General features: G+C 51.2%; 20 protein-coding genes, 2 tRNA genes and 3 rRNA genes. 20 read left to right on the forward strand and 5 right to left on the reverse strand.

Annotation, left to right across the window (positions count from 1 at the left end; genetic code table 11):
• The first annotated feature begins 87 nt into the window (after window positions 1-87).
• The 7 genes from O3276_RS16375 (at window position 88) to O3276_RS16405 (ending at window position 5,069) form a co-directional block, all read left to right on the forward strand.
• Window positions 88-807, forward strand: a complete 720-nt coding sequence (locus O3276_RS16375) for a cysteate racemase (protein WP_269672285.1) — start codon at window positions 88-90, stop codon at window positions 805-807.
• Between the two features lie 109 nt (window positions 808-916).
• Entirely contained in the window at window positions 917-1,840 is a 924-nt protein-coding gene (locus tag O3276_RS16380; RefSeq protein WP_269672286.1) for a LysR family transcriptional regulator, read from the forward strand.
• Window positions 1,841-1,922: 82 nt separating this feature from the next.
• A complete protein-coding gene (gene pssA, locus O3276_RS16385) occupies window positions 1,923-2,579 on the forward strand; it encodes a CDP-diacylglycerol--serine O-phosphatidyltransferase (protein ID WP_269672287.1) in 657 nt (218 codons plus the stop codon).
• Window positions 2,539-2,751 (forward strand): CDP-alcohol phosphatidyltransferase family protein, encoded by a 213-nt coding sequence (locus O3276_RS16390; RefSeq protein ID WP_269672288.1) that lies wholly within the window; start codon window positions 2,539-2,541, stop codon window positions 2,749-2,751. Before pssA ends, O3276_RS16390 begins: the two co-directional genes overlap by 41 nt.
• A gap of 166 nt (window positions 2,752-2,917) precedes the next feature.
• Window positions 2,918-3,955: a protein-methionine-sulfoxide reductase catalytic subunit MsrP gene (gene msrP / locus O3276_RS16395; protein ID WP_269672289.1), complete on the forward strand. Its 1,038-nt coding sequence runs from the start codon at window positions 2,918-2,920 to the stop codon at window positions 3,953-3,955.
• 20 nt (window positions 3,956-3,975) lie between these two features.
• Window positions 3,976-4,563, forward strand: coding sequence for a protein-methionine-sulfoxide reductase heme-binding subunit MsrQ (locus O3276_RS16400; RefSeq protein ID WP_269672290.1), 588 nt, complete (start codon window positions 3,976-3,978; stop codon window positions 4,561-4,563).
• Window positions 4,564-4,646: 83 nt separating this feature from the next.
• On the forward strand, window positions 4,647-5,069 hold the full coding sequence (locus O3276_RS16405; RefSeq protein ID WP_269672291.1) for a hypothetical protein: 423 nt from the start codon (window positions 4,647-4,649) through the stop codon (window positions 5,067-5,069).
• Here the strand turns inward: O3276_RS16405 and O3276_RS16410 are convergent.
• A complete protein-coding gene (locus O3276_RS16410; RefSeq protein ID WP_269672292.1) occupies window positions 5,056-5,415 on the reverse strand; it encodes an HMA2 domain-containing protein in 360 nt (119 codons plus the stop codon). The genes O3276_RS16405 and O3276_RS16410 overlap by 14 nt on opposite strands.
• A 141-nt stretch (window positions 5,416-5,556) precedes the next feature.
• Between O3276_RS16410 and O3276_RS16415 the strand changes: the two genes are divergently transcribed.
• From O3276_RS16415 to O3276_RS16475, 13 genes are all read left to right on the forward strand, one after another.
• Complete coding sequence (locus O3276_RS16415) at window positions 5,557-5,892, forward strand: HMA2 domain-containing protein (RefSeq protein WP_269672293.1); 336 nt, start codon at window positions 5,557-5,559, stop codon at window positions 5,890-5,892.
• Complete coding sequence (locus O3276_RS16420; protein WP_269672294.1) at window positions 5,885-6,424, forward strand: hypothetical protein; 540 nt, start codon at window positions 5,885-5,887, stop codon at window positions 6,422-6,424. Before O3276_RS16415 ends, O3276_RS16420 begins: the two co-directional genes overlap by 8 nt.
• Window positions 6,424-6,777 (forward strand): hypothetical protein, encoded by a 354-nt coding sequence (locus tag O3276_RS16425; protein ID WP_269672295.1) that lies wholly within the window; start codon window positions 6,424-6,426, stop codon window positions 6,775-6,777. Before O3276_RS16420 ends, O3276_RS16425 begins: the two co-directional genes overlap by 1 nt.
• Before the next feature lie 5 nt (window positions 6,778-6,782).
• A complete protein-coding gene (locus O3276_RS16430; RefSeq protein ID WP_269672296.1) occupies window positions 6,783-7,094 on the forward strand; it encodes a magnetosome protein MamC family protein in 312 nt (103 codons plus the stop codon).
• Entirely contained in the window at window positions 7,081-7,380 is a 300-nt protein-coding gene (locus O3276_RS16435; RefSeq protein WP_269672297.1) for a YtxH domain-containing protein, read from the forward strand. The genes O3276_RS16430 and O3276_RS16435 overlap by 14 nt, the downstream gene beginning before the upstream one ends.
• The gene (locus O3276_RS16440) at window positions 7,377-9,443 is read left to right on the forward strand and encodes a heavy metal translocating P-type ATPase (protein WP_269672298.1); all 2,067 of its coding nucleotides are present in this window, start codon (window positions 7,377-7,379) and stop codon (window positions 9,441-9,443) included. Before O3276_RS16435 ends, O3276_RS16440 begins: the two co-directional genes overlap by 4 nt.
• Window positions 9,444-9,992: 549 nt before the next feature.
• Window positions 9,993-11,550: ribosomal RNA gene (locus tag O3276_RS16445) — 16S ribosomal RNA — on the forward strand.
• Between the two features lie 151 nt (window positions 11,551-11,701).
• A tRNA-Ile gene (locus O3276_RS16450) sits at window positions 11,702-11,778 on the forward strand.
• A gap of 41 nt (window positions 11,779-11,819) precedes the next feature.
• A tRNA-Ala gene (locus tag O3276_RS16455) sits at window positions 11,820-11,895 on the forward strand.
• A 294-nt stretch (window positions 11,896-12,189) separates the two neighbouring features.
• A 23S ribosomal RNA gene (locus tag O3276_RS16460) occupies window positions 12,190-15,316 on the forward strand.
• Window positions 15,317-15,457: 141 nt separating this feature from the next.
• Window positions 15,458-15,573 (forward strand): 5S ribosomal RNA (gene rrf / locus O3276_RS16465).
• The 16S, 23S and 5S rRNA genes sit together here with 2 tRNA genes alongside, the layout of an rRNA operon.
• 174 nt (window positions 15,574-15,747) lie before the next feature.
• On the forward strand, window positions 15,748-16,284 hold the full coding sequence (locus tag O3276_RS16470; protein WP_269672299.1) for an SCP2 sterol-binding domain-containing protein: 537 nt from the start codon (window positions 15,748-15,750) through the stop codon (window positions 16,282-16,284).
• Window positions 16,281-17,465 (forward strand): iron-containing alcohol dehydrogenase, encoded by a 1,185-nt coding sequence (locus O3276_RS16475; RefSeq protein WP_269672300.1) that lies wholly within the window; start codon window positions 16,281-16,283, stop codon window positions 17,463-17,465. Before O3276_RS16470 ends, O3276_RS16475 begins: the two co-directional genes overlap by 4 nt.
• Here O3276_RS16475 and O3276_RS16480 read toward each other — a convergent pair.
• The 4 genes from O3276_RS16480 to O3276_RS16495 are packed head-to-tail and all read right to left on the reverse strand — an operon-like array spanning window position 17,454 to window position 25,000.
• Window positions 17,454-18,440 (reverse strand): Wadjet anti-phage system protein JetD domain-containing protein, encoded by a 987-nt coding sequence (locus O3276_RS16480; RefSeq protein WP_269672301.1) that lies wholly within the window; start codon window positions 18,438-18,440, stop codon window positions 17,454-17,456. The two genes, O3276_RS16475 and O3276_RS16480, sit on opposite strands and share 12 nt — an antisense overlap.
• The gene (gene mukB / locus O3276_RS16485) at window positions 18,437-22,873 is read right to left on the reverse strand and encodes a chromosome partition protein MukB (protein WP_269672302.1); all 4,437 of its coding nucleotides are present in this window, start codon (window positions 22,871-22,873) and stop codon (window positions 18,437-18,439) included. Before mukB ends, O3276_RS16480 begins: the two co-directional genes overlap by 4 nt.
• Window positions 22,870-23,646 (reverse strand): chromosome partition protein MukE, encoded by a 777-nt coding sequence (locus tag O3276_RS16490; RefSeq protein ID WP_269672303.1) that lies wholly within the window; start codon window positions 23,644-23,646, stop codon window positions 22,870-22,872. Before O3276_RS16490 ends, mukB begins: the two co-directional genes overlap by 4 nt.
• Entirely contained in the window at window positions 23,636-25,000 is a 1,365-nt protein-coding gene (locus O3276_RS16495) for a hypothetical protein (RefSeq protein WP_269672304.1), read from the reverse strand. The genes O3276_RS16490 and O3276_RS16495 overlap by 11 nt, the downstream gene beginning before the upstream one ends.
• Window positions 25,001-25,236: the final 236 nt, after the last annotated feature.

A 25,236-nucleotide genomic window follows, 5' to 3' on the forward strand; every position in this document is an offset into this window, starting at 1 on the left:
ATAAACCGGCCATTTTCAGCATTTCACAACCCATGGTGTTTTGGCAAACACTGTGCTCAATAACCCGTTATGGTTGGGAGCATAGCAATGCTGGGTATCCTTGGGGGAATGGGGCCGCTGGCTACCGTGGATTTTATGCAGAAAGTGATTGCCCTGAGTCTGGCGAACAGCGATCAGGAGCATTTGCCGATGCTGGTACATAACGTACCGCAAATACCTGATCGAAGTGCCTGCATTTTGCAGGGCGGCAAAGACCCTCTGCCATCCTTGTTGCAGGGCTTAAAGCGGCTGGAAAACGCTGGTGCAATGTGCATCGTGATTCCCTGCAATACTGCGCATTACTGGTTTGGTGCCCTGCAAGCGCACAGCACGGTAAAAATGATCAGCATTATCGATGTTGTGTGTCAGGAGCTGGTCCGGCGCGGCATCACCAATGTGGGCCTGATGGCAACCAACGCCACCGTGGCGGCGGGGATTTATAAACAGCGTGTCGGTGCTTTGGGTGGAGAGTGCCAAGTGCCGGACGATCTCGCCCAGCAACAGCTAATGACTGCGATTTACGACATTAAAGCCGGTCGCCCGGAGCAAGGCTCCCGGGGTATGCAAATGGTGTTTGATGGCCTGCTTGCTGGTGGTGCCGAAGCCGTTATCCTCGGTTGCACAGAAATTCCCATTGGGTTGGCAAACATTGCACAACAGCAACCTGAGCGGTGCATTGACGCCACCGAGCTGTTAGCCAGAGCCTGTGTCGATTGGTATTACTCCGGTCACGACAATCATTACCTGGGCGAAAAACAGGCGGCGTAACCCGCAGAGCAAAAAGGCAGCGTTTATTAAGTTGCTGTCTTCTGCCTGTATTTCTTGTTCCCTGTTTTGTGTCAGACTCGCCGCCGACCATTCAGCAAGTTGAAACAGGATGAATCTGGAAACTAAATGGCTGGAAGATTTTCTGGCTTTGGCCGAGCTGCGGAATTTTTCCCGTGCGGCGCAGCATCGTAATGTCACTCAGCCCGCTTTCAGCCGTCGCATTCGCAGCCTTGAGCACGTCCTGGGGGTGGAACTCATCGACCGCACCACAACACCCCTGGCACTGACCCCCGAAGGTCGGCTGTTTCATACCACGGCGCGCAATCTGTTGCGCCAGATGGACGACGGCGTACAACAACTCAAAGGCCAGAATGGCATTGGGCCGCAACCGTTGGATTTTGCCGCAGCCCATTCGCTCTCCGTCTCTTTGTTGCCGGAGTTGATTGCAACCATGAGCGAAGGGCTGGTTTTGCGCAGTCGGGTGGAAAGCATTGATGTGGACCGTGCGGTGGAAGCACTGCAGGAAGGGCGCTGTGATTTCCTGCTGGCTTTCGATATCGAAGCGTTGCTGCAACCGCCTTTTCTCAGCCTCTCCCTTGGCAGCACTGAAATGCGTCCGGTTTGTGCACCGGATGCGCTGGGCCAACCACTGTTTCGACTGAATGGTCAGTCCGGGCCGACTCCGCTGCTGGGTTACAGTCCCGGGGCCTTTATGGGGCGTCAGGTGAACGGTCTGCTGAGAAAGATCGACAACCTGCCCCGTTTTCAGCCGGTGATGGAATCGTCCCTGACCAACCTGCTCAAAGTGATGGCTCTCAAAGGTGCGGGCATTGCCTGGCTGCCGGGTTATGCCATTGTTGATGAGCTGGCCAGTGGCCAGCTGGTGGACTTTGTCGGTCTGGATCAGCGGGAGAAGTATTGGGGCTCTATTGAAATCAAGCTTTACCGAAATGATGTTCGTCTGCACGCTGGTGCTGAGCGGTTCTGGTCGGCACTTGGTAAACGATGTCAGCAAGGGTGGTTACTGACCTAATGTTTGATCTGACGGTGTCCCTCAAAAAGCGTATTCGTGATACAGTCTCACGCTGATTCTGTAATGATGAGCAGATGCACCAATGACTGAGAAAATGGAAAAGCCGGAGAGTAATAAAGATGCCGTCGACGGTTTTTTTCCTGTAGACGAGCACGAAGAAGAAGTGATTGAAGAAGGACAGGCGATTCGTCGCAAAGGGATCTACCTGTTACCCAATCTTTTCACCACCGGCAACCTGTTTTGTGGTTTTTACGCCGTTATCGCTGCGCAGGCGGGGCATTTTTCCCTGGCCTGTATTGCCGTATTTGTCGCCATGATTCTGGATGGTCTGGATGGTCGTGTCGCCAGGATGACCAACACCATGAGCAAGTTTGGTGAGCAGTATGACAGCCTGGCAGATATGGTCACCTTTGGTGTTGCCCCGGCCATGGTGGTTTTCAGCTGGGCGCTGCAGGACCTTGGCAAGTTTGGCTGGATGATTGCGTTTGTCTATGCGGCTTGTGCAGCCCTGCGGCTGGCCCGGTTTAATGCCCAGATTGAAGTCACTGACAGTCGCTACTTTACCGGCCTGGCCAGTCCGGCGGCAGCAGCGGTAGTGATTGGCATGGTATGGGCACTAAGTGACTTTGGCCTGGATGGTGAGTCCACCTTTATTGCCATACTTGGTGCGCTGATTACCGGGGGGGGCTGGTGTCCTTATGGTCAGCAATATTCGCTATCAGAGTTTCAAGAAGATTGATCTGAGAGGTCGGGTACACTTTGTGTTCCTGTTGGCGATGGTTCTGGCCTTTGCCGTGGTATTTATGGACCCGCCCCGTACACTGCTGATGATCTTTCTCGCTTATGCCTGCTCTGGCCCGATTACCGCGATCTGGCGGCTTGGTGACAACAAGAGTGATCAAACTGTTTAGTTTCTCTTAGCTTCTTAAAGCCGGCATTGCTGGCTTTTTTTATACCTGCGAGAGATGGATGCTTGAGCTCGGCAATATCCCTTGGCATTATGTGGAAATGCGGCCTTTCATGTGATCGCCTCGCCAGAATGACCGTAATAACAGCAGTGTTTGGTAAGGAGATATCATGCTACTGAAAATAAAAAAACGTTCAGATATCGGCAGTAGTGAAATTACACCCGAGCATATCTATCATGACCGACGACGTTTTATGCAGCAGTCCGGGCGTTTTGCCCTGGCCGGGCTGGGGTTGATGTTGGCAGGGTGCTCCCAGGAAGGCGAAGCCAAAGCCATCAGTAAAAAAGCACAAGACGATGTTCTTCCTTCTCAGCCGGGTCCCGAATGGCTAAAAAAGCAGGTTCTTGCATTTAACCCTGATGTTTACACGACAACTGAAGCATTGACACCACATCAAGTGGTTACTTCCTACAATAACTTTTACGAGTTTGGCACAGGGAAAGGTGATCCGGTCAGGAATGCTCATTCTCTGAAAACCGATCCATGGTCAGTGGTGGTGGAAGGTGAGGTTGCCAGGCCCGGTCGATACCATCTGGAAGATATTCTCAAGCCTCATGCGATGGAAGAGCGCATCTATCGGCTGCGATGTGTTGAAGCCTGGTCCATGGTGATCCCCTGGATTGGTATCCCGCTGGCCAATATCCTTAAGCAGTTTGAGCCGACGTCCAAAGCCCGTTTTGTCGAATTCACCACACTGCATGAACCTGAGCAGATGCCGGGGCAGAAGGCATCCTTTGGCTCCCTGGACTGGCCTTATGTTGAAGGGCTGAGAATCGATGAAGCCATGAACCCGCTAACCCTGATGGCGACCGGGCTATACGGCGATATCTTGCCCAATCAGAATGGTGCGCCGTTCCGGCTGGTGGTGCCCTGGAAGTATGGTTTCAAAAGCATCAAATCCATAGTGAAAATTCGTCTGACCGAACAGCAGCCGAAAACCACCTGGGAAACCTCAGCACCTCAGGAGTACGGGTTCTATGCCAATGTAAACCCGGCGGTTGATCACCCTCGCTGGAGCCAGAAACATGAACGACGGTTGCCAAGTACACTGCTGGCACCTAACCGGATTGAGACTCAGCCTTTTAATGGCTATGGCGAAGAAGTGGCTGACTTATACAAGGGCATGGATTTAACACGCTTTTACTGAGTTGTATAAAGGATAGGGCTATGGATCGGGTTGCCAACATCAAGCTTGCTGTATTTCCTCTCAGCCTTTTTCCATTAGCCGATCTGATCATAAAGGCTCTGGAAAACAATCTGGGGCCAGACCCTGCCAGCGCTCTCACCCACGGGCTGGGAGAGTGGGCATTAATATTTTTGCTCTTATCGCTGGCTGTCTCACCAGCACGACGACTGACGGGTATAGGAAAACTGATCCGGTTCCGGCGGATGCTGGGTTTATTCGCCTTATTCTATGCGGTTTTGCATCTATTGGCTTACCTGGCGTTTATGCTGTCCTGGGAATGGCAGACACTGTTAGAAGACCTTTATAAGCGTTCTTATATTATTGTCGGTGCTTTTTCACTATCGATTCTGGTTGCGCTGGGCGTGACTTCAACAAAAAAAATGATGAAGCGGCTGGGTAAGCAGTGGATTCAATTGCATCGACTGGTCTACGTTGCTGCTGTTCTTGCGGTTATTCATTTTCTCTGGCTGGTTAAAAGTGATTATACGGAACCTGTCATTTATGGCGCTTTTCTGGCGATCCTGCTGCTGCTGAGGACCCGGGTGTTTTCTTTTGGCAGAAAGCATTAGCTATATTTTCAAGTGTTGTAAATAAGATTCATTTTTATTTGCATTATGGTAGTGTTCGGTCTGCTGTATCGGGAGACTGAAACATGAGTTCGAGTAGTGCATTAAAAAAACTAAAAAAGCTCGGTAAAAAGTCAGCCAAACTGCAAACCAGATCATGGATGCAACTGCAGGCATTGGCTGGAAGACAAAGTGTTGGTGTTGCAGAAAAGGTTCAGGTGTTCTCACCTGAGGTAAAATCCATTGTTCAGGATGCTGTCGTCAGCGCTGCCAGAGAACTGGCTGCGCCATGCAATCCATTGATATCCTGGTTTCAGGAAGGCAACGATGCACCATTCGCTTCAGTCGGCGTCTCTTCTGATTCTCTACAGTCGGTAGTGGAAAAATCCCGACATGAACAGTCCATACTGCACATTCCCCTGAAAAGCCCACCCTGTAAACAATGTCCGGCAAAAGCCAGCGGCCTCTGTAAATGTGCCGCTAAAAAGTTTGGGGCTATAGGCTCATAATAACCCGGCTGACTGAGGGGCCCACCAGACGCGTTAAGGCCAGGCCAACCATACCTCTGGCAAAGGTCTTGGTGCCGGAAACAACGGCATTTTCAATAAAAGAGGGGCGTCCATCCGATTGCAGCCAGCCATTACTGTCCAGAATATCCAGCAGGCTTTTACTGTCCAGTTCGTTGTTATCAAATTGAATGGCCACTGAGCCTGCATGTCGTTTATGGGTCACATGCTGTATGGCGTTGATCTTGCCAAGTTTGGTAATAAGCCTGCTGACCTTTTCAGGATTCTGGCGAATATAATCAGATCGAATTCGAACTCTTTTATTTGTTTGATGAATGTAAGTATTCATAAGTGCTTCAGCGCTACTGATAATTATTATCATTTGCGACACTATCATTACAGTTGATGTAAATCAAAAGAAGAATAGATATTTTCCGTCGTGCAATGACCTCAGACTTGTTTTCCCTGTATTAGTGCTATATTCCGGCCCATGCATAAACACATCAAACAAGCCCTGATGCTCAGGCGCTGGGTGGCAATCGGCCATCATTTTCCCGGGAGAATTCGTCTTAAGTACAAGCTGGGTATCTTGACAAAACTGGTCGGTTTTAAGGTGGCGGATATCGAAACGGTGCTTTCTGATATCCCCGCTTTCAAGAATTACAAACTTAACAGTGCCACTAATAGTGTAGTGATTGATTACGATGCAGAGACTATTAACCCACAATGGGTTGATGCACTATTTTGTGAGTCTGAAGCTGATGCTGAACAAGCCTGTTATCGGATAGCCAGGTGTCTGGAACTGGATAAAAGTCGCCATGAGTAACGATGCAAAGAAGGCTGCAGAAGAGTCAGCCTTCGGACACTATGACAATATGCCGCCCAATGGAATGCCGCCCAACGGTGCCTACGGACACCCCGGCTATAACCCTTATGCCGCGTGCATGGGGCATATGCCTTATCCGCCGCCTCCACCTTATTATGGACACCCGGGTTACCATCATCCGGCCATGATGCCCCCACCACCACCATACTGGCCTGGCTACCAGCCCGATATGCCAGCACAAAATGCGCATCAACCCGCTCATCCACTGGCTGAGCAGGCTCAGGCCATGGTGGAGAATGCCCTGGGAGAAGACGCCGGGATGTTTAAAGAGTTACTGGGCACTCTGGGCATTAATGATCGGGAATTCTGGAAGGGGGCGATGATCGGTGCCGCTGCAGCGTTGCTGCTGGGTAATGAAAATGTCCGTGGGAAATTGCTGGAAATGCTGGCAAGTGCCGGCAGTATGCTCAAAGGGGCAGAAGCTGAAGCATCGAAGTCAGCTGCAAACAATAACTCAGAGGAAGTCCGATAATGAATGATAAACGCTTCTGGCAGGGGGCCCTGATTGGTGCCGCAGCCACATTTTTGCTGACCAATGACAAGGTGCGTGGAAAGCTGGTCGATTTGGTGACTGGCGCTGGCAATATGGTCAAAAATAGCGGTTCTGCTGTTAAGGAAAAAGCCAGTCACACGGTTGATTCCGTCCGGGAAAATGTAACCACCGGTGGTGAAATTTTCCGTGATACCTATGCGGCGAGTAAACAGGGCTTTCAGGCGTCGGTAAAAAAACATCAATCGCCAAAAGAGCAGCCAGATGTTGAACCGGTGATTGAAATCGTTGAGGTAGAAGCCTCTGCCAACGAGAAACCCGCTCAACCGGAGTGATCCTGATGAGCAATGCAAACAAGAAACTCAGCACCGCCAGCCGGGCCATGATTGCCGGTGCCATGGTGGGTGGCGGAGCATCGGTGATCAGTCGCTGGAATACCTATAAGGCGGGCGACGTGGATACCCATGAGCTGGCCAGGGGGGCGGTCAAAGCCGCCCTGCAGGCGGGCGCTGTCAGTGGCGTGACAACTTATGCGGCGGAAAAGATGGCAGGCCGCCCGGTCCTGTCAATGCTGACTCTGGTTGCCGCAGGCACCGCTGGCCTCTATTTAATGGATCAATTGTTGGACAGTAAAAAGCATGACCGGTCATAACCCTTACTACGGCTATAACGCCTACGGCCACTCTCAGTCAGGTGACGTAAGTCGGGAGCCAGCTTACCGTCAGCAGAACAGTAAAACCCACTTTGTTATGGGGCTGGCGGCTGGGGCTGCTGTTGCCTATCTGCTCTCGAATAAAAAATTCAGAGAGGGTATGGCGACCACGGGAGAAAAAGCCTGGTCTGCTGTTCGTGGAGAAGTTGAAGAGTTGAAAGAGCGTCTGGAAGATACTCAGGCTGAACTTGAGTATTACCGCAATCTCCACAAAGGCGACAAATGACTGTTTTGCAGGTTAAGCATCACTTGCCAGGACGCATTCGCTTCAAAATCGCCGTATTGCAGGAATACCCGGATACCGGTGCATGGATCAAGCAAGCGTTGTTGAGTATTCAGGGACTGCATGATATCCGTATTAATGAAGCGGCCTGTTCAATCGTCGTTCACTACGATACACAGCTGCTGGATGCAAAGATAATCAGTGCCCGCTTATCTCAGCTTGGTCTGGATGAAGCTGAGCAGGAAGAAAGTGAGCATGAGTTTACCCGTGGTGATATCGCCCTGAATATCCTTGGAACGCTGGTGGCCGCATTACTCCCCAATAAATGGGGTGGGCTGTCAACGGCTGTGCTGATTGCACCGGCCATGATGGAAGGTTTATCAGACCTCGCAGAGCGCAGGGTTTCCGTTGAGGTGCTTGATGCCATTGCTATTGGGCTCTCTTTCTGGCGGGGTGATTATAAAACCGCCATGATGACCCAGAGCCTGATCAGCCTTGGCGAATATATGGAGCAGAAAACCAGCCGTAACAGTGATCAGCTGCTGGCAGATCTGATGCGTCCGCAGGATAGTGAGGTATGGCGGATCAATGGTGATGGTCACCGGGAGTTGATTCAGTCAGGTGCATTGCAGGTTGGCGACCTGATTGAGCTGCAGCCGGGCTCAGCAATACCGGCTGATGGCATTGTGATATCCGGTGCTGCGTTTATTAATCAATCGACGTTGACCGGAGAGAATGTGCCTGTCCGCCGCGAAGAAGGTGCGCTGGTTTATGCGGGTACCACTGTCCACGATGGCACGGTTTCAGTCCGGGTTGAGAAGGTAGGGAGTGAGGCGACCACAGCCCGGATTGCCCAACTGATTTATGAATCACTCAGTGAAAAAAGCGAAATCCAGCAAGTTACCCAGGATATGGCCGATCGCCGGGTGAACATTACCCTGGCCATGGGAGCAGCCGTGTTTGCCCTCACTCAGGATATTAATCGGGTTGCCTCGGTATTCCTGGTGGATTATTCCTGTGCTCTCAGGCTCAGCACGCCGGTAACGTTCAAATCCATCATGTACCGTGCGGCTCAAAATGGCATTTTGTTGAAAGGCGGAAGTGCTATTGAAAAGCTGGTGACCGTGGATACCTGTGTATTTGATAAAACAGGAACACTGACTTACAGCGATATGGAAGTAACGGACATTGTTCCTCTGTGCAATAACAACACAGGCCGTGATCTGCTGGCTATTGCAGCTTCCGTTGAGGAGCACAGCAGTCACCCGTTATCCAAGGCTATTGTCAATGCTGCCAAGCATCACGATCTACCACATATTGAACATGGTGAAGTTGAGTATGTTATAGCTCATGGTCTCAAAAGCACTATGGACGATTACTGTCTTATGATGGGCAGCCGCCACTTTCTTGAAGAGCATGAGTCCGTAGATTTTACGCCCTATGAAGATGAAATCATCAAGTATGAGGAAATGGGGCGGCATCTGATCTTTATTTCTCATGATAAAAAGCTGATTGGCATGATCGGGTTAAAGGATCACCTTCGGGAAGATGCGGTTGCGACACTGAATGAACTGCGTAACCTCGGTATTCATGAGCTGATCATGATTACCGGTGATCGTGTTGCCAAAGCACAGGTGCTGGGTGATGAATTACAGCTGAACCAGGTATATGCAGAGGTAACGCCCGACAGCAAATCAGCCATTGTCGAGCAGTTAAAAGCAGCTGGTCGAAAAGTGATGTTTGTAGGGGATGGTGTTAATGACGCACCGGCGTTGACGATGGCTGATGTTGGTATAGCCATGTGTGAAGGTACTGAACTGGCAAGACAGGCTGCGGATGTCGTTCTGTTGAAAGATAAACTTTATGGCGTTGCTGAAACCCGGCAACTGGCTCAGCTGGCGATGTCGACCATTCAAAGTAATATCAAACTGGCTGAGTATATTAATAGTGGCATCATGCTGGCGGCGGCTATGGGCTGGCTGAGTCCGGCAGTCAGTGCGTTACTGCATAATGGTACAACGCTGGCAGTGCTTGGACGCTCAGTCGCTTTAAAGAGGCCCCGATAACGACTGCATAATAGTGAAATGTCGTATACGTGCTAACCGAGGGTTGGCACGGTCATTCAATTGCGTATAATGCGCCCCACTTCCACGGACTGGCCCAAACGGTTATCCACGGATCGGCAGAATGAATTATCATCGCTGACCGGGAAGTGCGGTTTGAAAATGGGTTGTTTGGATTGAATGAAAAACAACCGGTTGACAAATCAAACTGGCGCGGTAATATGCGCCTCCGCTGACAGGGCTTCGGGCAACGTCAGTGAGTTGGAAAGCTTCTTTCTTCTTCTGAAAACGAATGCTTGACAACGAAAGCCGCCACGGTAAGATAGGCGGCCTTGCTGATCGGCACTGACTGCTGAATCAGCGATTAAATCACCACGATTTAATCAGTTCTTTAACAAGATATCAGACAATTCGTGTGGGCGCTTGTGCGATTGCATCGGTTACAAAAGGTTAATACCTTTTGCTAATAGTTAAATGCGACGCTTAAGCGAACATACTCGTTAATTTGCAGTAAGTTCTATTGAGCATATAAATTTTTCGCATGAAAAATTTAAACTGAAGAGTTTGATCATGGCTCAGATTGAACGCTGGCGGCAGGCCTAACACATGCAAGTCGAGCGGTAGCAGGAAGTGCTTGCACTTCGCTGACGAGCGGCGGACGGGTGCGTAACACGTAGGAATCTGCCTGGTAGTGGGGGATAGCCCGGAGAAATCCGGATTAATACCGCATACGCCTTACGAGGGAAAGGAGGGGACCCGTTTCTTTTATAAGAAGCGAGCCTTTCGCTATCAGATGAGCCTGCGTCGGATTAGCTTGTTGGTGGGGTAAAGGCCTACCAAGGCGACGATCCGTAGCTGGTCTGAGAGGATGATCAGCCACACTGGGACTGAGACACGGCCCAGACTCCTACGGGAGGCAGCAGTGGGGAATATTGCACAATGGGCGAAAGCCTGATGCAGCCATGCCGCGTGTGTGAAGAAGGCCCTAGGGTTGTAAAGCACTTTCAGTGGGGAGGAAAGGTTGAAGGTTAATACCCTTCAGCTGTGACGTTACCCACAGAAGAAGCACCGGCTAACTCCGTGCCAGCAGCCGCGGTAATACGGAGGGTGCGAGCGTTAATCGGAATTACTGGGCGTAAAGCGTGCGTAGGCGGCCACCTAAGTTGGATGTGAAAGCCCCGGGCTCAACCTGGGAACTGCATCCAAAACTGGGTGGCTAGAGTACGGGAGAGGAGTGTGGAATTTCCTGTGTAGCGGTGAAATGCGTAGATATAGGAAGGAACACCAGTGGCGAAGGCGACACTCTGGCCTGATACTGACGCTGAGGTACGAAAGCGTGGGGAGCAAACAGGATTAGATACCCTGGTAGTCCACGCCGTAAACGATGTCTACTAGTTGTCGGTTGTCTTGTACGACGGGTAACGCAGCTAACGCGATAAGTAGACCGCCTGGGGAGTACGGCCGCAAGGTTAAAACTCAAATGAATTGACGGGGGCCCGCACAAGCGGTGGAGCATGTGGTTTAATTCGAAGCAACGCGAAGAACCTTACCTGGCCTTGACATCCTGCGAACTTTCTAGAGATAGAAGGGTGCCTTCGGGAACGCAGAGACAGGTGCTGCATGGCTGTCGTCAGCTCGTGTCGTGAGATGTTGGGTTAAGTCCCGCAACGAGCGCAACCCTTGTCCTCAGTTACCAGCACGTGATGGTGGGCACTCTGGGGAGACTGCCGGTGACAAACCGGAGGAAGGTGGGGGACGACGTCAAGTCATCATGGCCCTTACGGCCAGGGCTACACACGTGCTACAATGGTGCATACAGACGGTTGCCAAGCCGCGAGGTGGAGCTAATCTGAGAAAGTGCATCGTAGTCCGGATTGGAGTCTGCAACTCGACTCCATGAAGTCGGAATCGCTAGTAATCGTGAATCAGAATGTCACGGTGAATACGTTCCCGGGCCTTGTACACACCGCCCGTCACACCATGGGAGTGGGTTGCTCCAGAAGTAGTTAGTCTAACCGCAAGGAGGACGATTACCACGGAGTGATTCATGACTGGGGTGAAGTCGTAACAAGGTAGCCCTAGGGGAACCTGGGGCTGGATCACCTCCTTAAACGAAAACCGACGTCCATAAGCGTTCACACGAATTGTTTGATGATAAAACTGCATGCGCGGTTTTATTAATTGTTAAGCCAGTCCTGTTCTGAGGCTGTGAAGTTCTTTAAAAGTGTGTTTAATGAATCCGTTATCTTGATTAAGATGCCGGGTCTGTAGCTCAGTCGGTTAGAGCGCACCCCTGATAAGGGTGAGGTCGGCAGTTCGAATCTGCCCAGACCCACCAAGCTTTCAAGAGATGAAAGCCTGGATCAACGGAAAGAATAGGGGGCTATAGCTCAGCTGGGAGAGCGCCTGCTTTGCACGCAGGAGGTCTGCGGTTCGATCCCGCATAGCTCCACCAATTTCTTGTCTTGCAAGAGACAGCAGAAAACTGATTCATTAAGCATATTTTGCTGTTCTTTCTTAATGAAAGAATGTTCTTTAACAATGTGGAATCCAAATTAAGCTGAATTGATTTAGACAACTTCGGTTGTTTAATGAAAATTCTTGCTGAGACACTCTCAAGTTAATTACCGAAAGGTAATAGCTAATGTGTATGGCGATGAATTTCGAAAGAAATTCATTTGATCGTTATAAGGTAGTTGTATTGACTGACCTCTAATGATTTACGAAAGTAAATCGTTTCGGGTTATATGGTCAAGTGACTAAGCGTACACGGTGGATGCCTTGGCAGTCAGAGGCGATGAAGGACGTGGTAATCTGCGATAAGTCTTGGGGAGCTGATAAACAAGCTGTGATCCAGGAATTTCCGAATGGGGAAACCCAACGGCATAAGCCGTTATTCCTTACCTGAATACATAGGGTCTGGAAGGCGAACCCGGGGAACTGAAACATCTAAGTACCCGGAGGAAAAGAAATCAATTGAGATTCCCCCAGTAGCGGCGAGCGAACGGGGACCAGCCCTTAAGCAATTTTTGGTTTAGTGGAAGACTCTGGAAAGTGTCGCCATAGTGGGTGATAGCCCCGTACACGAAAGGCCAATCATTGTGAAATCGAGTAGGACGGGACACGTGAAATCCTGTTTGAACATGGGGGGACCATCCTCCAAGGCTAAATACTCCTGACTGACCGATAGTGAACCAGTACCGTGAGGGAAAGGCGAAAAGAACCCCGTTGAGGGGAGTGAAATAGAACCTGAATCCGTGTACGTACAAGCAGTGGGAGCCTACTTACTCTTTTTTAAGGGCAGAGGGGTGACTGCGTACCTTTTGTATAATGGGTCAGCGACTTACTTTCAGTGGCAAGGTTAACCGCATAGGGGAGCCGTAGGGAAACCGAGTCTTAATAGGGCGTGTTCTTAGGAACAACAGTCGCTGGGAGTAGACCCGAAACCGGGCGATCTATCCATGGGCAGGTTGAAGGTTGAGTAACATCAACTGGAGGACCGAACCGACTATCGTTGAAAAGCTAGCGGATGACCTGTGGATAGGAGTGAAAGGCTAATCAAGCCCGGAGATAGCTGGTTCTCCTCGAAAGCTATTTAGGTAGCGCCTCGTGTCTCACCATCGGGGGTAGAGCACTGTTTGGGCTAGGGGGTCATCCCGACTTACCAACCCCATGCAAACTCCGAATACCGATGAGTGCAATCACGGGAGACACACGGCGGGTGCTAACGTCCGTCGTGGAAAGGGAAACAACCCAGACCGTCAGCTAAGGTCCCAAAGTTCTAGTTAAGTGGGAAACGATGTGAGAAGGCCCAGACAGCCAGGAGGTTGGCTTAGAAGCAGCCACCCTTTAAAGAAAGCGTAATAGCTCACTGGTCGAGTCGGCTCGCGCGGAAGATTTAACGGGGCTCAAACTAGACACCGAAGCTACGGATCTAGAGACTAGTTTCTAGAAACAAGTGACAAGAAAAAGAAGTACAGAGTTAATACTCAGCTTCTGTCTTTTAACTTGATACTTGTATCTAGAAACTAGTCTCTAGGTGGTAGAGGAGCGTTCTGTAAGCCGTTGAAGGTGCATCGGGAGGTGTGCTGGAGGTATCAGAAGTGCGAATGCTGACATGAGTAACGACAAGGGGAGTGAGAAGCTCCCCCGCCGGAAGACCAAGGGTTCCTGCGCAACGCTAATCGGCGCAGGGTGAGTCGGCCCCTAAGGTGAGGTCGAAAGACGTAATCGATGGGAAACAGGTCAATATTCCTGTACCCCTTGTGACTGCGATGGAGTGACGGAGAAGGCTAGGTCAGCGCAGCGTTGGTTGTCTGCGTTTAAGATCGTAGGCCGGGGATCCAGGCAAATCCGGATCCTCAAGGCCGAGAATTGATGACGAGGTTCTACGGAACTGAAGTGATTGATGCCATGCTTCCAGGAAAAACTTCTAAGCTTCAGGTCATAAGGGACCGTACCCCAAACCGACACAGGTGGTCAGGTAGAGAATACCAAGGCGCTTGAGAGAACTCGGGTGAAGGAACTAGGCAAAATGGCACCGTAACTTCGGGAGAAGGTGCGCCAGCTTTGGTGATCGGACTTGCTCCGTAAGCTGAGGCTGGTCGAAGATACCAGGTGGCTGCGACTGTTTATTAAAAACACAGCACTGTGCAAACACGAAAGTGGACGTATACGGTGTGACGCCTGCCCGGTGCCGGAAGGTTAATTGATGGGGTTATCTCACCTCCAGATTGCTTTTGCTGCAAGGCAAATGATGGAGCGAGCGAAGGAGTTTACAAAAGAGTAAATGACTGAGCGAGCGGAATCATTTAACGCAGTCAGCAAGAGCAATGTGGTGGTGAGAGAAGCTCTTGATCGAAGCCCCGGTAAACGGCGGCCGTAACTATAACGGTCCTAAGGTAGCGAAATTCCTTGTCGGGTAAGTTCCGACCTGCACGAATGGCGTAACGATGGCCACGCTGTCTCCACCCGAGACTCAGTGAAATTGAAATCGCTGTTAAGATGCAGCGTATCCGCGGCTAGACGGAAAGACCCCGTGAACCTTTACTACAGCTTCACAGTGGATCTTGATGTTGCTTGTGTAGGATAGGTGGGAGGCTTTGAAGCGGTGACGCCAGTCATCGTGGAGCCATCCTTGAAATACCACCCTGGCAATATTGAGGTTCTAACCCGGGTCCCGAAACGGGATCGGGGACATTGTGTGGTGGGTAGTTTGACTGGGGCGGTCTCCTCCCAAAGAGTAACGGAGGAGCACGAAGGTGTGCTAAGTACGGTCGGACATCGTACGGTTAGTGTAAAGGCACAAGCACGCTTGACTGCGAGAGGTACATCTCGAGCAGGTACGAAAGTAGGTCTTAGTGATCCGGTGGTTCTGCATGGAAGGGCCATCGCTCAACGGATAAAAGGTACTCCGGGGATAACAGGCTGATACCGCCCAAGAGTTCACATCGACGGCGGTGTTTGGCACCTCGATGTCGGCTCATCACATCCTGGGGCTGAAGCCGGTCCCAAGGGTATGGCTGTTCGCCATTTAAAGTGGTACGCGAGCTGGGTTTAGAACGTCGTGAGACAGTTCGGTCCCTATCTGCCGTGGACGTTGGAAGTTTGAGAAGAGCTGCTCCTAGTACGAGAGGACCGGAGTGGACGGACCACTGGTGTTCGGGTTGTGTCGCCAGACGCATTGCCCGGTAGCTATGTTCGGACGGGATAACCGCTGAAAGCATCTAAGCGGGAAGCCCCCTTCAAGATGAGACTTCCCTGACTCCCAGAGAGTCCTGAAGAGCCGTTAAAGACTATGACGTTGATAGGTTGGGTGTGTAAGTGCTGTGAGGCATTGAGCTAACCAATACTAATGACTCGTGCGGCTTGACCATATAACGCCAAAGCGATTTGCTGGATACAAGTGTCAAGAGACAAGTATCAAGAAGCCATACGCATAGAGTGTGAAGCAAGAAAACAGCTTAATTAAAGGATTCCATCTAGAGACTGGTTTGTAGTCTCTAGTATCTAATTAGCCTGGCGACCATAGAAGGTTAGAACCACCTGATCCCATCCCGAACTCAGCAGTGAAATGACCGATCGCCGATGGTAGTGTGGGGTCTCCCCATGTGAGAGTAGGTCATCGCCAGGCACCCAACAGAAAAGCCCAGTTGAACAATCAACTGGGCTTTTTTTATGTGTTAAATCTATTTCATTGTCCTGAATAACACTCCCTATATAGCCGACCATGTTCTGATTGTGGATAATATCACCCGGAAATAACAACAATAATTATTGCCCGGCGGTTCGCTGGCAGGAGCTTCAGGTGACCCCATCCCTTCCCGTTATCTGGCGCATAAAGCGTTTGTATGTCCGTTTTATGCTGGCTTTTATTGGTCATGGGCTGGCTAAGGCTGGTCGGACTGACAAGCGGATTCAGCAGGAAATCGAATCATTGCCCGATGGTTTTACCTTTTCCATGAGTGTTATGCCCCGTGGCCCGTGTTTGTATATGAAGAAAAGTGACGGGCGAATAAAACCGGGTCGTAAAAACAGTGAAACCAAGCCCGATGTGGATATTCAATTCAAACATCTCGCCCATGCTTTTAGTACGCTCACTTTTCAGGAAGGCACAACCGAAGCCTTTGCCAGGGAACGAATGGTGGTAGATGGCGACCTTTCCGCTTCCATGAAACTGGTCCGTTGCTTTGAGCGACTGGAAGCGATCGCACTGCCCCGGTTTATAGGTCGGAAAATCATGCGTCATTACCCGGATATTTCCTTAACGGAAAAGCTGATGGGGGCAGTTCAAATCTATCTGGGCGTGTTTGCCGGTTTTGTTATGGGGGTGTTTGCCAAATGAGCCGCAGTTATTATGAATTCTTTAATCCCGTCAAAATCGTTTCAGGCAATGAAGCCCTGGAGCATATCCCATTCGAACTGGCCAGCCTTGGGGTAAAGAAACCATTGATTATTACCGATGGCGGGGTGCTCAACGCCGGTTTAATTGAGCCCGTCAAGCGTGCTCTGGTGGTTGACGGGATTTCGATGGCGGGTGTCTATAGTGATGTACCGCCAGACTCATCCACCAGTGTCGTCTCTGCCATCACCCGGCTTTATCGTGAGCATGGCGCGGATGGCATTATTGCCATTGGTGGTGGATCGGTGATTGATACATCGAAGGCGGTCAATATTCTCGTGTCTGAAGGTGGTGATGACCTTCTGGCTTACAGCGGCTCTGGTGCGCTGACTAAACGACTGAAGCCGTTATTTATCCTGCCAACGACGGCAGGTACCGGTTCAGAAGTGACCAAAGTTGCGGTTATTCGCGATGATGCCAGTGGTCGTAAAGTGCCTTTTGGCTCTTCATTCCTGATGCCTGATGTGGCGGTTCTTGATCCACGGATGACATTGACATTGCCTCCGCATATTACCGCCGCCACTGCCATGGATGCCATGACCCATGCCATTGAAGCGTTTATGGGTACGGCTAAAAATCCACTCAGTGATGCCTATGCCGTTGCTGCTATCAAAGGCATACGGGAAAACCTGCTTCGGGTGCTTGCCTCACCGGATAGCCGGGATCTCCGGCTTAAGCTGGCAGAATCAGCCACCATGGCGGGCATTGCCTTTTCCAACTCCATGGTTGGGCTGGTTCATGCCATCGGGCATTCCCTTGGGGCGATAACCCATCTTCCCCACGGCGTCTGTATGAGTCTGATGTTGCCTTATGTTCTGGAATACAACCTGCCCCGGTGTGAACAGGCAATCGGTGAACTGTTGCTTCCCCTGGCCGGTGCCGATTTTTACAGCAAAGTACCCGAAGAGCGGCGGGCGGCTGAAACCATTATCTATATTCGTGCCATGCGGGATGAGCTCTTTGAGCAAACAGGGCTGCCAAGAACATTGTCAGAAAGTGGCAAGGTGCATGAGTCGCAACTGGAAGATATTGCTCGTATGAGTATTGATGATGGTGCACTGCTCTATAACCGGGTCGATGCCAGTTATGAGCAGGTACTGGGGCTGTTGAAGTCAGCCTGGTAGGTCGCTATCAAAAAGACGTCGGATCTCATCCAACAGGCGGGAGTCCAGTACGATGGCCTCCTGCTCCATCCATTTTGCATCATCGGCAAGCGCATTGATAAAGGGGTGTTGTGCGTACTTTCTGGATTGAGGACAGATATCTTTCCGCCAGGCAATTTTCCCCTGTTTTATTCCCAGCTGGAAATGGGGCTGATACTGGTTCCACCAGTCAGGAATTAATAACTTCAGTGGTTTATTCTGAGCCCGGGCCAGTGATGAGGCAATATCAAGTCCCTTCTGATCCAGGTCGCCAAAGTGGCACCATTGGTAGTCTGGGAAAAACGACAGTAGCTTTAACGCCAGCTTTTGATTATTCCCCGGAACGAACAGGGCAATGACATTTTCCGGTAAGGGCAGGTGTTGCCAGGCACCGGCATTTTCCACCGTGATAATATTTATTGGCGCTTCACACTGTATACTTTGCAGCTTGCCCAGTGCAGTTTCATTGATGATGACCGCATCTGAAAAGGCCATTTCATTCCGACAATTAATAATCTTTCCAGCAAAATTCAGCTGACATTCCATTCGGGTGCGCAGTTGAATCAGTTCGCTGTCTCTTGTTGCTATCCCGGAAGGTGTTGCCGCCTGTTTCTTGGAGTGTTCACCCCAAATAGCATTAACTACACGGCTATGGATATGCCCTGGTAACGGTGATATCAGATGTTGGGTGAGAAATGCTTCCCTTGTTTCACCCTGCTCCAGTGACGTTTGCCAGTTGTTGCCGAACTGCCTTTCCATATACTCCAGAAAACTCTGGCGGTCATGGGCGGTTCTCAGGGCAAAATCATTGTTTCTTTGGCGAAAGCTGCACTGCTCGACCCAGCCCACCTTTATGAGGTGTGTCAGAAAGGCCGACATTTGCCGACCTCTCTGACGATAGCTGTCTGCTAACAAGTCTAATGCAATCGGTATGGCATCCTCTGGCTGGAATGTCACGATTCAGCCCCCTGGGGCAGCCTGCCTTTTACGCCAGAGAAAATAACATGCTCGTAAGGTTCCATCAGGCGCACCATCCGATAAGTAATGCCATTTTTGGGCAGCACATTATCCGGCGCACCAACCAGCAGTTGCAGGGATTGATGGTCACAGAGCTCTTCCAGGGTGGCCAGTGCCCTCGCATCAAGCCGTGCCGCTTCATCCAGAAATAACAGACGACTGGCGGCGTGTCCTTTGCCATCGCGGTTATTGGTAGCGACTTCCCATGAATGCAGCACCATAGTGAGAATGGCCAGACCGGTACCAATGGCTTCACCAGTGGAAAGGTTGGTCGGGTTGGCCGGTTCATACTGGTTGCTGCCAGCCCGCTGAATCAGAATATTCAGGCGAATGTACTCACGATAATCCAGCAGTTTATCACCAACAATGGTCCCCCCGGTTTCCTTCTTAAAGAGGTATTCCAGCGCCGCCTCCACGGTGATATCGGGTTTGCGGAACAGGTCTGCGTAAAATTCCTGCTGCAAGGCATCCAGTATTTTCTGGAAACTGTCGATCACTTCCAGCTCAATTTTGATCGCCCGGATAGTACCAAAATGCACACTGGACAGGGCAGCGTTCAGCTGATGAATCTGTTTGCGCTCTTTGTTGATCTTGCGCTGAATGTTCTGCCCGAGGCTGTCCGATTCGGCGAGGAAGCGTTTCTCTGCATCTTTTAACAGGGTTTCCAGACGAGTCAGCCGCTCTTCCAGCAACTCCAGGTTTTGCCTTGGGTCATCCGATTGATATAACGTTTTATCCATGCGCTGGGCAAGATACGTTTGTGAATCAATAAAGCATTGGAACACTGCTGGCAAATCCGTGCTGCTGCCTTTCTCTATTTGTTGATAAAGACTGTCCTGGCCATTTTTCTGTTCATTCTTCTGTTCATTTTCGAGAGCCTTTGCCAATGCGACCCTTGCCGTCGCCAAACCGTCACGTAACGCGTCACTGTCCTGATTCAGCAGGTGATGAATATGCAGTCTATGTCGTAACCCGGACTGTTCTGCCTGTTGCACAATCCGTTCATGGCTGGTGCTGGCGTGTTGTACTTTTGGTGCCAGCTGATGAATATCCGCTATGGTATCACTGAGTCGCTCCTCGACTTTTTTCCGTTCTGCTGCAACAGTACTTTGTGCGATGTTTTGCTGTTTGATTTCCTGAATAAGTTCAGACTTTTCTGCCTTTATGCGGGTTAACTGTGCAGCACACTCTTCCTTCAGACCCACTTTCCAGGTCAGGGGGATATCAGAAATTTGTCGTTTGAGCTCTGATTGCTGATAACTATTTTGACTCAGGAGAGCATTGATAGAGTCGATGCTTTTCTCAAGTGAGTGGCACTGATCACGAAGTTGTGTCGTATACTTGCTGTGTTTTTGTTCCTGCTGTTGCTTAGTCTCGTACTCATTCCTGAGTTGATTTTGCAGGTTCTCTTTTTCTTCCTGCCGTGCAATGGACTCTGCAAAGCGCAGATTAGGGGCTTTGTCCATGGCCGACCTCAGAAGGTCTTTCTGCTGGTGGTAATGGCTTAACTGCTGCTTCAGCTGTTCCTGCTCTGCTCGCAGGGCATCCAGATTCTCTACCGGTGGCTGCTGAATATAGAGGCGATGGTCATTGAGCTGCCGAATCGTCGGCTGATGTTTGTCCACCCAGGCTTTAGCGTCAGTGGCACTTTGCAGTTGCTCAAGGAGAGCCTCTAATGATTGACGATCTGGGTCGTCATTCAATAGCCAGGCACTGGTTTGCCACTGTTCAAGACAACGAACAACACTATTCAGACTGGTTTTCTGCTGCCCAGCATCGGCCAGATCAACCGTCAGTGATTCGACCTGGGCTTCCAGCTGCTCCAGTTGCCCGGTAAGCTCATGAACCGGCGGTTCCTGAACGCCAAGCCACTGGCTTTTGGCGGACAGCTGATCGAGAAGTTGCTGGCATTTCTCCAACTGTCGTTTGCTAATGGCCAGTTCCTGCAGCTGATCCAGCAGCTGTTCTTCCTGCTGCCGCAGTCTTTCCTGCTCTTTCTCCCGGGCCAGTCGGCCAATGGTCGGGAACTCAGGTTCCCGGCTTAAACGGGCAACATTGCTGGCGATTTCTACCAGTACACTGCCGTCTTCTTTCTGCTCAAGGGGGGTATGGAGATACTCTTCTTCCGAAAAAGACGCTCCCGGTGTGCCACCCAGTAGCCAGACATGATCCGGGCGATCGCTTTCTTCGCGGATAATAGCGGCAGCTTTGCTGATGTCCCGAACCTGGATGGCGTGGCGTAACGGGCCAAACTTGGCCTCCAGCCAGGCCGCCTCTTCCAGGGAGATATCATCGTTATCAAAATAGTCACTGATCACCACTCCGCCGGTCATCTCTGCCAGCTTTTGCAGTTGTTGCAGCTCTTTTGATGCCTTGATTTCCAGCTGTGCCATGCGGGAGCGCAGCTCTTCCAGATGTTTGCCGAGCTGCACATTGGCCTGCAGGTTTTCCTGCTGTTCCTGGCTGATTTGCTGGCGCAGGGTGATAAAGTCATTGTGGCTCTCCATCAGGGCAGCCGGGCGGATGGCTTGAATCGCCTGACCCAGTCTGCGAGCATCCAGCCAGTGAATATTATCCTGACGGGCCTGGGTAAGGCTGCCCTGGATTTGTACCATTGTCTGTCTGGATTGCTGGATTTGTCCGCCAAGGGTATCTATTTTCTGTTGCTGGAATTGTTGCTCATGAGTGGCGGTGTTCAGGCTGGTGTTCCAGCTGGCTTCATCCTGAATCCGGTTGCGCCATTCTTCGGGAAGCATCGCAACGGCCTGTTGCAGCTTCTTCAGTTGTTCTTCTTCTTTCTGGCGCTGTTGCTGCTGTCTGATCAATACCGGTATCTGTGTAGCCAGTGTTGTTTGTTGCTCATGGTGATGTCGCCAGTGGTCGCTGCGGCTGGCTGCCTGTTTCAGGTCAATATCGGTATCACCAAACGTCGCCAGCAGAGACAGGGTTGCCTCGAAATGCCCGCGAATGGTTTCCGCCTCATCCAGTAGTGGCTTCTGGCTGTAATAGCGGCCGGAAACGTCCTTTTCAGCCTGCAGCAACGTTCCCATTAACGGAGTGAGTGCATCTGCCGGCAGGTCTGGCTGGTTAAAGCTGTCACGTACTTCATTCAACGCCCTGAGGGCGGCAAGGTATAATCCGGCTTTTCGGGCTTCTTCAGAATAGGCCTGCTCGACACTGGTCAGCTGTTTTACCAGTTGTGCAATATCATCCTGCAGGCGCTTAAGCTCAGCGGACTCTTCTGCATACTGGCTTTCCAGTAATGCGTTCTGTTCGCTCAGCTCTTCCAGCTGCTGGTTATGGTTGTTCTGCTCATTTTCCAGTCTGTGCAGATCGGTATGCAGTCGTTCAAGGTTTTTGGCATGATCCAGACGCTCGTCAGCATCTTCTTCACGGCTTGCCAGTTCACTGTCCAGGGTATCCAGGGTCAGTAATCGTGCTTCAATGGCTGACAGCTGTTGTTTTTTGGTTTCCAGCTCCAGTTGTGCCTGGTGCTCCTGCTGGCGTTTATCTTTCAGCTCAGCCTGAAGTTTGGCCTGTTGTTTTTCTGACCATGCCAGAACATGTTCGCCAAGGGCATAGCTGGACTCCAGAATCTCCCGGATGACTTTCCGGTCACTTCGGGTGCTTTCTATCTGGCGACGGGTTCGCTGGGTCTGTTGCAAGGCACTTTGCATGGAGCCAATGGACTGGCGCACCTGATCATCCGCTGGCAGCAGATAATCCCTCAGTCCTTTTTGCAGCTCAGACGACAAGCCGCCGTAGAGACTGGTTTCCAGCATGCGGTAATAACGCTGGCGATCCTGGCTGTTTTCCATTCGGCGGGGAATAATCCGCTGCTCAAACTGCCAGTTCATATACTGGGCGGTGGTGTTGAAGCTTTGCAGTTCACCGCCCATCATAGTGACCTGATTTCTCAGGGCTTTGCCATCCAGAGGTTCGTATAAGCCATTTTCGCCGGGCACCGGCCTCATCACCAGATCACGCACCGGAACATCATCATCGACACCGGTAATGGCAAACAGTTTCAGCTCGACTTTTGGCTGGCTCAGACGACGAATCTGGACCCCCGCTATTGCCCGCCTGCCGTCGTAAAGTTCGTAATCCACCAGGCTGTAACAGGTACCGGCACTGATGCGTCCCCAGATACCATTATCACTGCGATCCTGTCCGCTGTCGGAATTGTTACGCAGGCGAACCAGACGATTGTCGGGAACCCGGTTTATCAGCAAGGCACCCATAATGGTGGTCTTACCGGCTCCGTTATGGCCGATGAGGTTGCTCATTAATGGGTGCATGTCCAGAGTCTTGAAGAAGACACCCCGGAAGTTAACCAGGGTCAGGCTGCGGATCTGGGTTCTTTTCTGGCTCATGCTTCCTGCTCTTGTTCAAGGGCCTGTTCAGATATAACGGTGTCGTCTTCACCGTGACGCTTTTCTTGTGGGGCATTTTCCAGATTATCTTCCGGATCAGAAGTTTCCTGCATCACAGGTTCTTCATCGTCATTCAGGCTGATATAACCGTCACGAACCAGCTGCGCCATGGCTGCCCTGGCGGCTTCTGGTGACGAAGCCGTTGAGCGGACAGGATCAATAAATCGCAGCAACGGTGCCTGGGTCTGCAGACGGCTGGCCTGGTTGCCTTCCAGCCTTACCATGCCCAGCCTGGCCAGCTGCCGGATGGCCTTACGCAGGGTTTCCATGGCTTTTTCACGGTCTGCCTGGGTCTCGATTTTTTTTCGTTCCAGCAGTTGGCAAAGGTATTCATTGTCCAGCAGCAGTCGCAGCCGCTCGTAGATTGCATCGGCGGATATCCATCCACTGCCTTCCAGTTGCTCGGGGTCGAGATGGAACATGGCCAGCACCTGACCAACGACCATGGTCAGTTCATCCAGTTTTCTGGCACGAATCAGGCTTTTACCGGCAGTGCCGGGGCGGAGGTAGTAATACGCTTCCGGTGCCTGAACAAGGTCAATACCATAGCGGAGGTAGTGTTCGACCAGCAGGGAAAAACCGTCCTGGATAATATTGAAAATCCGGTGATGGCGAGCGTCGATATGTTCACCCCGACGCAGCCGGGTATCCAGTTCCGGGAAGCATTCATCATTGATCAGATCGGCGATCTGCTGGTAGGGGTTATCGGTCAACAATCGGTTTCTCTCTTTCCAGGCGGAGTGTGTTAGGGGTCAGACTCAGGCGTTCCACGTAAAACTCGGGAGCGATGGCCGGGAGAACCGCATGCCACTGATGATCTGCAATGTTCTGTCGGTTTTGCTGGTGGCCCATTTCAGTCAGGGCGCTGAACAGCCAGCCTGCGACCATGTTCAGTTTTTCCATAGGCCACTGGCTGGCCAGCTGTTCCAGTGCCTGTTCGTAGGATGGCAGTATTCCGGACTGTTGCTCCTGCCTGACCAGCCATTCCTTAACCTGTTGCTTCAGGGCATCAAAGTCTTCGATGGCCGTCAGTTCACCTTCATCATGGATTACCCGTGCCAGATTTTCTTTCGGCCGGGGTGGTTCAATATCCCGCAATCGGGCCAGCGATTCTTCATTGGCGTAGCGCAGATACCAGGGCAATGCCTGATAACTTCGGATGCCTTCCCGCACCCGCTCCATCAGCGCCTTACGCTCATCCATGGTGACAAACTGTCGCAGGTATTGATGAACCCGGTGGTGGAAACCTTCCCAGTGGTTCATGCGTTCGCTGCTCCAGTGCTCGATACGGTCAAGATGTTGCTCCAGCCGGATAACACTGTTGATGGCATCGTGTCGACTGGCCTGTTCACAATAGCGGGAAATGGCGTCCAGCAGTGAGCGAAGTTCGTGGCACGAGGCCAATAGCAGTTGCTGTAAATCCTGAAGATGATTCTGGGTGCTGGTCAGCAACTGTTCGCACTGGTTGATGCTGTTTTGCCAGTCCTGCTTCAGCAGTTCCACCACTTCTTTGCGGGTGTTGATGGCTTCCTGGTCCAGCTGACGCTGACGATGGTCAATGGAGGTGACCAGCTGGTTGACGGTAATGTTCAGTGGTGCTTCTACCTGAAGCTTCCAGAACGGTTCGTTGCCCCCCTGTTCCGCAGAATCCCTGATCTCTCTGAGGTGCGTGGCAACCGTCATAAACAGGGTACTCAGTGCTTCTTTTGACGCTTCCATACCGACACACACCGAATCGACAATCTGTTCGGACAGCGGTGTGATCAGATAAGCGTGATGTCGATGCCCACCGCCTTCCAGGCAGATCAACAGATGCTGCTGAAGGAGACGACGGATCACGTCGTTACAGCGTTTTGAAGAATCCTCACTGTTATCGTCCAGTCGTGCTTTTTCCACGTTTTGGAATACCACATGCAGCTCTTCTTCACTGAATTCCGGTTGTGATTCCGTTTCTTTCCAATAGCGCAGTGCTGCCAGGTAGGCGAGATCAGCAGGTTGCAGTTTAAGGCTGATACCCTGAGTCAGGATGGTGCTGATCAGTGACGGGATGTTTTTTGATGCTGGCAATCACTACTCCATCAGTCATAAGGTGCTGTATTGGGGGAACGTGGGGCAGAACCCTGTTAAGTAGCTAACCATATGAAATCATATATTTCTGACTCCTTGTTCAGGCACTCTGCTTCGTTACAACTCCGGTCACATAGCTACGGCTATGCTCCCTCCGTTGTGCCTTGCATAGCACCTGCCCAAGTAGCCAGAAATATGTGATTCCATATGGCCAGCTACTTATAGCTTAGAATTTA

This window comes from Endozoicomonas sp. GU-1, assembly GCF_027366395.1.
Lineage (GTDB): Bacteria > Pseudomonadota > Gammaproteobacteria > Pseudomonadales > Endozoicomonadaceae > Endozoicomonas.